The 8,099-nt window shown below is 61.1% G+C and carries 9 protein-coding genes; 4 read left to right on the top strand and 5 right to left on the bottom strand.

Annotation, left to right across the window (positions count from 1 at the left end; all coding sequences use genetic code 11):
* Window positions 1-72: 72 nt before the first annotated feature.
* Genes NTD85_RS20425 through NTD85_RS20440 form a run of 4 tightly spaced genes read right to left on the bottom strand, consistent with a single transcriptional unit; the run spans window position 73 to window position 3,638 of the window.
* Window positions 73-825 carry an N-formylglutamate amidohydrolase gene (locus tag NTD85_RS20425; protein WP_003226206.1) on the bottom strand — a complete coding sequence of 251 codons (753 nt, stop codon included), beginning with the start codon at window positions 823-825 and terminating at the stop codon, window positions 73-75.
* Window positions 809-2,140 carry a glutamine synthetase gene (locus NTD85_RS20430; protein WP_103521477.1) on the bottom strand — a complete coding sequence of 444 codons (1,332 nt, stop codon included), beginning with the start codon at window positions 2,138-2,140 and terminating at the stop codon, window positions 809-811. Before NTD85_RS20430 ends, NTD85_RS20425 begins: the two co-directional genes overlap by 17 nt.
* Window positions 2,137-2,781, bottom strand: a complete 645-nt coding sequence (locus tag NTD85_RS20435) for an isochorismatase family cysteine hydrolase (RefSeq protein ID WP_003226202.1) — start codon at window positions 2,779-2,781, stop codon at window positions 2,137-2,139. Before NTD85_RS20435 ends, NTD85_RS20430 begins: the two co-directional genes overlap by 4 nt.
* Window positions 2,782-2,783: 2 nt before the next feature.
* A complete protein-coding gene (locus NTD85_RS20440) occupies window positions 2,784-3,638 on the bottom strand; it encodes a MurR/RpiR family transcriptional regulator (RefSeq protein WP_045122540.1) in 855 nt (284 codons plus the stop codon).
* A 315-nt stretch (window positions 3,639-3,953) separates the two neighbouring features.
* On the opposite strand from NTD85_RS20440, the gene NTD85_RS20445 reads away from it, so the two are divergent.
* Together NTD85_RS20445 and cobF are read left to right on the top strand one after the other, a co-directional pair.
* Complete coding sequence (locus NTD85_RS20445; RefSeq protein ID WP_262143061.1) at window positions 3,954-4,544, top strand: histidine phosphatase family protein; 591 nt, start codon at window positions 3,954-3,956, stop codon at window positions 4,542-4,544.
* Complete coding sequence (cobF, locus tag NTD85_RS20450; protein ID WP_262143055.1) at window positions 4,544-5,314, top strand: precorrin-6A synthase (deacetylating); 771 nt, start codon at window positions 4,544-4,546, stop codon at window positions 5,312-5,314. Before NTD85_RS20445 ends, cobF begins: the two co-directional genes overlap by 1 nt.
* A 93-nt stretch (window positions 5,315-5,407) precedes the next feature.
* Here cobF and ftrA read toward each other — a convergent pair whose 3' ends face one another.
* Entirely contained in the window at window positions 5,408-6,382 is a 975-nt protein-coding gene (gene ftrA / locus NTD85_RS20455) for a transcriptional regulator FtrA (RefSeq protein WP_262143056.1), read from the bottom strand.
* A 102-nt stretch (window positions 6,383-6,484) separates the two neighbouring features.
* Between ftrA and NTD85_RS20460 the strand changes: the two genes are divergently transcribed.
* Together NTD85_RS20460 and NTD85_RS20465 are read left to right on the top strand one after the other, a co-directional pair.
* The gene (locus tag NTD85_RS20460; RefSeq protein ID WP_262143057.1) at window positions 6,485-6,913 is read left to right on the top strand and encodes a rhodanese-like domain-containing protein; all 429 of its coding nucleotides are present in this window, start codon (window positions 6,485-6,487) and stop codon (window positions 6,911-6,913) included.
* A gap of 326 nt (window positions 6,914-7,239) precedes the next feature.
* Window positions 7,240-8,019: an ABC transporter substrate-binding protein gene (locus NTD85_RS20465; RefSeq protein ID WP_003226194.1), complete on the top strand. Its 780-nt coding sequence runs from the start codon at window positions 7,240-7,242 to the stop codon at window positions 8,017-8,019.
* Window positions 8,020-8,099 lie beyond the last annotated feature (80 nt).

The following is an 8,099-nucleotide window of genomic DNA, read 5'->3' on the forward strand; positions in this document are numbered from 1 at the left end:
CGCAACTCCTTGTCAGCCTATCGAACGTTTTTAGTTGTTATATCGGTCCATCGTTTACAGCGTCAGCAGTCTTTACAGCAGCGGTGCCAGGCGTTCGGCCCACAGCGATACCGCTTCCGGAGTGCGCAGCAGGTCGTTGCGCACCTCGATCAACACCGATTCCAGTCCTCGGGCATCGCCATGCACCGGCACGGTCATGTCACCCAGCGGATCAATCCGGTACGGCTGGTTGCCTGCGACTTTCAGCGGGTGCTGGCCGAGGCCATCGATCACCCGCTGGGCGTACGTTTTGGCCTGACCGAACAGCACGCCGACTTCCAGCGGCCGCGGCTGGCCGTAATACACCGGGGTAAAACTGTGAATCCCTACCACCCGTACCGCTTGGCCTTGTGCGACGCGTTGGTCGATCAGGGTCTGCAGCCGGGCGTGAAACGGTTTGAACAAGCTCTGGCGCCGGTACTCGCGAGTGGCTTCGTCCAGGTCGCGGTTGCCGGGCACCTGATAAATCTCGCTCTGCGCCGGAATGCTGTCGGGGGCATGCCGGGGCCGATTGAGGTCGATCAGCAGCCGTGAATAGTTGGCGCTCAACAGCGTCGCGCCGAGTCTCTCCGAGAGCTTTTCAGCCAGTTGTAGTGCGCCGATGTCCCAGGCGATGTGCTCGCGCGCGGCTGCATCGTCCAGGCCCAGATTGTTCAGGGCCTCGGGGATGTAGCGGCTGGCGTGCTCACACACCAGGATCAACGGATACGATGAATCTTCGCGGCTCAGGTTGTAGACCGGGCGGGTGTACAACCCCTGCTCGGCGGATTCAGTACAGGCGTGCATAGTGCTCACACAGGTCAGCGGGCGAGAGCTGTTCCGTCAGCGCCAGTTCCTCGGTTTTAAGGGCGTGGTAAGTGTCGAGCAACGGCTTGGGCAGCCATTGATTGAAGGCGGCACTGTCACGCAGGCAATCCAGCGCCTGCGCCAGCGAGGCGGGCAGGGCAACGATGCCCCGGGCCTTGCGTTGCTCGTCGTTGAGTGAATCGGGAATGTCGTCGGTGATCGCGTTCAGCGCCAGGCGCTGTTCGATGCCCAGGCGTCCGGCAATCAGCAGCGCGGCCATCGCCAGATGCGGCGAGGCGGTAGCGTCCATGGCGCGGAATTCCAGGTTGTACTGCGCGGCCACGGATTTACCGCCCAGGCTCACGGTCGGACAAATGCGCAACGCCGCTTCACGGTTCTGCTGTCCCAGACACGCATAGGACGCGCTCCAGTGATGCGGCTGCAGGCGTTCATACGATACCGGCGTCGGCGCGGTGAACGCACACAGCGCTGGCAGGTAATGCAGGATGCCCGCGGCCCAATGCTGGCCGAGGGTCGACAGACCGTTGCTGGTGCCGGCGTCGTAAAGCAGCGGCAGACCTTGCAGGTCGAGCAGGCTGACGTGCAGGTGCACGCCGTTGCACACCGCGTCGGCCTTGGTTTTCGGCGCGAAACTGACGTCGACGCCCATTTGCCGGGCGATTTCGCGAGTGATCTCACGCACGTTCACCGCACGATCCGCCGCTGCCACACCGAGCGTCGGGCGGCAGGTGATTTCGTATTGGTGCTTGCCGTATTCGGGCAGGAACATCTCTGGCTCGACACCGCCGGCGCGCAGGGCGCTGAGCAGCCAGCCGCCGAATTCGGCGCCCTGACGCTGGGCTTCGAGGGAAAACGCCAGATGCTCGGCAAAGCCGGCATGCAGGTTGAATTCGTGTTCGAACGCGGCGTTGACCTGCAAGCCGAGGTTGTCGCGATAGCGCTCGATTTCATCGCGCAACAACGTGCGCGGACAGGCGCTCCACGGGCGGCCATCGGTCTCGCGAATGTCGCCGTGGATGAAGTCCAGCGCTGGTGCCGCGGCGTCCGGGCCGTTGCCGACGGTGACGCGGCTGCTCAGATCCGGGATCAACCGCAAATCACCATAGGCGCCCCATGGGTTGGTCGAGGCGATGATGTCCTGGGGCGTCAATGCACTGTTGGCCGGCACCCAGCCGCAACCGGCGGCGTGATAATGCTCCAGTTGATCGGTGGGAAACGAGCGGCCACGGGTGATGCCGATCAGGTCGGTGGTGACGATGGTGGTCATCGGCAACGGCGTCAGGCGCTCGCTCATGGGCGCATCTCCTGCAAGCGGCCGAGCACGGTTTGTGTGTCGGTGATCCAGCAGTAACCCTTGATCGCGTTGAGGCAGGCGTCATGCCGCGCCGGGGTGTAGGTGGCGCAGGCGTCTTCGACCAGCGTCACCAGATAGCCACGGTCGGCGGCATCGCGCACGGCCATGTCGACGCACTGGTCAGTGACGATGCCGGCGATGATCAGGTGGCGGGTTTCGAGGTTGCGCAGGACGTAATCGATGTTGGTCGAGTTGAACACCCCGGACGAGGTTTTCGGCAACACGATCTCGTTTTCCACTGGCGTCAGGTCGTCGATGATCCGCGCCTGGGTGCTGCCCTTGGGCAGGTGCATGTCTGACAGCTTGTGATCCAGCGAGCGGTCGCGACCGTCGGCGGTCAGGCTCTCGATAATCGTGTGCAGCACGTTCTGCCGCGCTTCGCGAAAGGCGCTGAGCAGCCGGCGCTGGTTGGGCACCACCTGCATGTGCGCGCGGGTCAGGAAATATTCGGCTTCCGGGCCGTTCAGGTGCGGGTCGTACTGCGGTTCGAGCCAGGCACGCTGCATGTCCACCAGCAGCAACGCGGTGTGGTCGGTGACAAACGGCAAGTCCCGCGGCGAGCGGTGGGGAAGGCTGAACATCCTTATTTATCCTCCAGCAGGTGGGTGTTGAAGTCGTTGCGCAGGGCGTCGATGCCTTCCAGGCGATCGGCCAGATCGGGGGTGCGCAGGGTCAGGCAGGCAATCAGCGCCTCGACCTGGGCCAGCGCCGGCACCATGGTGTCGAACGGTGAGGCCGATTCCACCGGGGCGCTGATGATCAGGTCAGCCAGTTCACGCAGCGGCGAGGCATAGATGTCGGTGAACAGCACCACCCGCGCGTTGTTGTTCTTCGCCGCCGAGGCCACCCGCAGGGCCTGGGACTGATAGCGCCGGTAATCAAACAGCAGTACCACGTCCTGGCGTTGCAGATCGAACAGGCGGTCGGGCAGTTGTGCGTTGTCTTCCAGGGCAAAACAGCCGGGCCGAAGCAGCCGCAAGTGGTTGAGCAGATAGTTGGCCATCAGGCTGCTGAAGCGCCCGCCGAAGCAGTAGATCTGGTGCCGGGTGTCGAGCAGCCAGTCGAGCAGAATGCGCACGTCTTCGGGTTGCGTCAGGGCTTGGGTTTCCACCAGCAGACGCTGGCTGTCGGCCAGATAATGGCCCCAGGCGTCGTCCTTGTTCAGGTGCGAACGCGGCTGCAGCAGGGTGCGCGGCGAACGCAGACGGTGGTCCATGTCGCTGAGCAGGGCGTCCTGAAACTCGGCGTAACCACCGAATCCGAGCTTCTTCACCAGCCGCACGATGGTCGGATCGCTGACGCCGGCGTGCTCGGCCAGACGCGCCATCGGACCCAGGCCATTGCGTGGATACTGGTCGAGCAGGGCGCGAATCACTTTGCGCTCAGACGGCGTCAGCTCCAGGCCGGGATCGGTGATCAAGTCTCTGAGAGGGGGCATCCGGGCTCCTGCTGGATGAAGGGGGGGGGTGTTGAATTCGTTTCATAATCCGTTAAAACAGTATTTATGTAACTCAGGTTACATGTCTAGTGAATTTTTAACGGTAGCGATTCAGCGTTTAAATAACGTCAGACCCCTGTGCCATAAGGCCTACACGGATGACGACGGCCCTTGTAGTCCATTGCCCATCGGTGTGTCAGACATTGCCGTTTTTTCTATTTAGGTGTGTTGGACGGCAAGCTTGCAAGGCCCCCTGAACGGCCCGGTTTGCGGCACAATTGCCGCAAGACCGGCCGCTCGCCGCCGATTTACCTGATGTTCATCGAGTGCAGTGTTGTGCTATCCAGCCGTTTGACTTTGATTTGCCATGCTCGAACCGTCGCACAGAAATTGGCGCGTTTTCCTACGAACGAACCTGTTGAAAATCAGCCTTTGAAGCTCGGTGCGCTGGCGACACAATTCGCTAATGCCAGCCTTTTGTTGTGCGGGCCGGAGTTGCGCACCCGCCAGACGGCCGAATGGTTCGGTGCGGCGCCGCAAGTGGACCCAGCGCTGCGTGATTGCGATTGGGGGCGCTGGCACGGGCAAGCGATCAAGGATCTGCAAGTGCACGAGGCTGATGCCTTGCAGGCGTGGATCAGTGATCCACAGGCGGCACCCCATGGTGGCGAGTCGGTAATGCAATTGGGCGAACGCGTGGCGCGGTGGCTGACCAGCCTGCAAGGAATGCCGGGGCACATCGTCGCCATCACCCATCCGTTCGTGGTGCGCGCTGCATTGATGCAGGTCATGCAGGGCGCCGCGTTCAACGCCGTTGATGTTGAACCGCTGTCAGTGGTTGAGCTGCGCTTCAACGGCATCTGGCGGCTACGCTTGCCGGGTATCGATCTTGCGGGAGCACTTTGATGAAACGACTGCTGGTCATCGGCATCGGCGCCGGCAATCCCGACTACATCACGATGCAGGCGGTGAAGGCGCTGAATCAGGTGGACGTGTTCTTTCTGATGGATAAAGGCCAGAGCAAGGACAAACTGATCGATCTGCGTCGGGATATCTGTGCGCGTTACATCACCGATCCTGCGTATCGCTTCGTCGAATCCCACAGCCCCGAGCGCGCGCGCGGCGACGTGGACTACACCCGCGCGGTCGATGATCTGAATCGCGCCAAGCAAGAAACCTTCGAACGACTGATCAATGAAGAATTGGCTGACGAGCAGTGCGGCGGATTCCTCGTGTGGGGCGACCCGGCGCTGTACGACAGCACCGTTCGTATCCTGCAGGCGATTCTCGCGTCGGGCCGCTGTGCTTTCGAGTTTGAAGTGATCCCCGGGATTACCAGTGTTCAGGCGCTGGCCGCGCAACATAAGGTGCCGTTGAACAGCATTGGCCGGTCAATTGAAATCACTACTGGACGGCGGCTGGCGGCGGGGCAGGTCAGCGACACCGACAGTCTGGTGGTGATGCTCGATGCGGAAGATTCCTACCGCCATGTGGCGGATCAGCAGACAGAGATTTATTGGGGAGCCTACCTGGGCACACCGGATGAAATCCTGATCAGTGGCAAGCTCAAGGATGTGGCGGCCGAGATCGAGCGGGTGCGCAAGGCTGCCCGGGCTGAGCATGGGTGGATCATGGATACCTATCTGTTGCGCAAGTCGGAAATCTCGGGTGAATGATCCGGCCTCATCGCGAGCAGGCGAAGGCCTGCATTTGGAATGCTTACCCCTGTAGGAGTGAGCCTGCTCGCGATAGCGTCCTCAAGATCACCATCAGGAAATGGCTGATACCCCACGCCCAAACCGCTCCCGATACACCGACGGCGGCACCCCGACCACGCTGCGAAACGCCACGCGAAAACTTTCCACCGAGCGATAACCGCAGCGTTCGGCGATCTGTTCGGTGTTGTGCACGGTGCTTTCCAGCAGCTCCCGCGCCCGGGCCAGTCGTTCGTGTTGCAGCCACGCCTTGGGCGATTGCCCACTGGCCTCGGTGAAACGCCGCAGAAAGGTGCGCTCGCTCATGGCCGCTTCGCTGGCCAGATCGCGCACTTCCAGTGGTTGGTGCAGGCGCTCGCGGGCCCACTGCATCACCCGCGACAAGTCGTTGCGTGGCGTCGGGCTGACCGGCGTGGGGATGAACTGTGCCTGACCGCCAGTGCGTTGTGGCGACATCACCAGACGCCGGGCCACCGCGTTGGCGACCTGGGTACCGAAATCCCGTGTCACCAGATGCAGGCACGCATCGATCCCGGCGGCGCTGCCCGCCGAGGTAATCAACTGGCCGGAGTCGACGTAGAGCACATCCGGATCCACCGCAATCGCCGGGAAGCGCCGCGCCAGTTCATCGGTGTAGCGCCAGTGTGTGGTCGCGCCGCGGCCGTCGAGCAAGCCACTGGCGGCCAGCACAAACACCCCGGAGCAGATCGACAGCAGCCGCGCACCTTGGGTGTAGGCCTGTCGCAAGGCGTCGATCAGGGCCGGCGGCACCTCGGCATCACGGTCACGCCAACCGGGAATAATAATGGTGCGCGCCTGTGCCAGTAGTTCCAGGCCGCCGTCGGCCAGTACCTGAATCCCGCCCATGGCGCGCATCGGCCCTTGGTCGACGGCGACGATGCGATGCTCGTACCACGGGAAATCGAACTCAGGCCGGGCCAGGCCGAAAATCTCCACGGCGATGCCGAACTCGAACGTACAGAGGCCGTCGTAGGCCAGAATCGCGACCAATCCAGGTGAATTTGGCATTTGGCGGAAAATTCCCGGTGAGTGTCTTGCCCGCCACTGTAGCGCCAAGTGCTGGCCCGATAAAGTCTGTTCACACCCCAACAGATGTAGGAGCTAAACAGCATGACCAGCCTGGTTCGCGAAATTCCTGCCGCACCGTCAGCGATTGCCTTGATGCATTTCAGCAACCGTCTGACCTTCGAGACCGATTGTTCCGACGTCTTCAGCAGCCAGGAGGCCGGCGAAGTCGATTTTGTGCTGGTCGATGTGCGCGGGCCGCTGGCGTTCGAGCGCGGTCATGTGCCGGGGGCCATCAATATCCCGACACGTTTGCTGACGAGCGAAGGTCTGGCGGAGTATTCGAAGAACACGCTGTTCGTGGTCTATTGCGCCGGCCCGCACTGCAACGGCGCCAATAAGGCAGCGGTGAAACTGGCGGCGTTGGGTTACCCGGTCAAGGAGATGATCGGCGGCGTGACCGGATGGCTGGATGAAGGCTTTTCGCTGAGCGTCGAACAAGCCGCCAAAACCCCCATCGCCTGCGAATGCTGAATGCTTTTGTAGGAGCTGCCGCAGGCTGCGATCTTTTGACTTTTTTTAAGAACAAGAGCAAAAGATCGCAGCCTTCGGCAGCTCCTACATGAGTAATAGGTACCCTTTTCGAGGGTTTGTCCTACAGCCTTTGCACCATGTCGGCGCACCGTTGATCCCGGTCAACGGTGGCGCCGATTTTCTGTAAGTATTTGTCGCTTAAACACAATTTGCCCTGTGCGCGTCGCCATAGACTGCCGGCCACTTCGGTTTTTGCTTTCAAAAAGCCATGACCGAACGTTCTATCGAAAGCTGCCAATAAAAGCCTCCGCACACAGGAGTAATAAATGAAGAAGCTAGTGATGTTCGGTGCCCTGGCACTGTCGATGTTGTCCCTGACCGCTGTGGCCGAAGACGCCAAACCGATTCGTCTGGGGATCGAAGCCGCTTACCCGCCATTCTCGATGAAAACCGCTGATGGCAAACTCACCGGGTTCGACGTCGATATCGGCGATGCCCTGTGCAAACAGATGGACGTCAAATGCGTGTGGGTCGAGCAGGAGTTCGATGGCCTGATCCCGGCACTCAAAGTGAAGAAGATCGACGCGATCCTGTCCTCGATGACCATCACTGACGACCGCAAGAAAAACGTCGATTTCACCATCAAGTACTACCACACCCCGGCGCGCTTCGTGATGAAGGAAGGCTCCGGTGTCAAAGACCCGCTGACCGAGCTCAAGGGCAAGAAAGTCGGCGTGCTGCGCGCCAGTACCCACGACCGCTATGCCACCGACATGGCCAAGGACGCCGGGTTTGAAGTGGTGCGCTATGGCTCGCAACAGGAAGCCAACCTGGACATGAAATCCGGCCGTCTCGACGCGATGCTGGCGGACTCGGTCAACCTCAGCGACGGTTTCCTGAAGACCGACGCCGGTAAAGGCTTCGAATTCGTCGGCCCGACCTACGAAGACGCCAAGTACTTCGGCGGCGGTGCCGGGATTGCCGTACGCAAGGGCGATACCGAACTGGCCGAGAAATTCAACAAGGCCATCACCGAAATTCGCGCCAATGGCGAGTACAAGAAAGTCCAGGACAAGTACTTCGACTTTGATGTGTACGGTCATTAATACGCTGTAGAAAAAAGTGGCCCCGTGAATGCGGTGGCCACTTTTTTTGTGCTCTTTCCCTGAAGACAAAGACCCCCTGT

This window comes from Pseudomonas sp. 13B_3.2_Bac1, assembly GCF_025466205.1.
Classification (GTDB): Bacteria; Pseudomonadota; Gammaproteobacteria; order Pseudomonadales; family Pseudomonadaceae; genus Aquipseudomonas; species Aquipseudomonas fluorescens_H.

Bases quoted from the DNA above. Each gene is read 5' to 3' on its own strand.
- NTD85_RS20425 (WP_003226206.1), bottom strand. From the start codon at position 825: ATGCACGCCTGTACTGAATCCGCCGAGCAGGGGTTGTACACCCGCCCG.
- NTD85_RS20430 (WP_103521477.1), bottom strand. From the start codon at position 2,140: ATGAGCGAGCGCCTGACGCCGTTGCCGATGACCACCATCGTCACCACC.
- NTD85_RS20435 (WP_003226202.1), bottom strand. From the start codon at position 2,781: ATGTTCAGCCTTCCCCACCGCTCGCCGCGGGACTTGCCGTTTGTCACC.
- NTD85_RS20440 (WP_045122540.1), bottom strand. From the start codon at position 3,638: ATGCCCCCTCTCAGAGACTTGATCACCGATCCCGGCCTGGAGCTGACG.
- NTD85_RS20445 (WP_262143061.1), top strand. From the start codon at position 3,954: ATGTTCATCGAGTGCAGTGTTGTGCTATCCAGCCGTTTGACTTTGATT.
- cobF (WP_262143055.1), top strand. From the start codon at position 4,544: ATGAAACGACTGCTGGTCATCGGCATCGGCGCCGGCAATCCCGACTAC.
- ftrA (WP_262143056.1), bottom strand. From the start codon at position 6,382: ATGCCAAATTCACCTGGATTGGTCGCGATTCTGGCCTACGACGGCCTC.
- NTD85_RS20460 (WP_262143057.1), top strand. From the start codon at position 6,485: ATGACCAGCCTGGTTCGCGAAATTCCTGCCGCACCGTCAGCGATTGCC.
- NTD85_RS20465 (WP_003226194.1), top strand. From the start codon at position 7,240: ATGAAGAAGCTAGTGATGTTCGGTGCCCTGGCACTGTCGATGTTGTCC.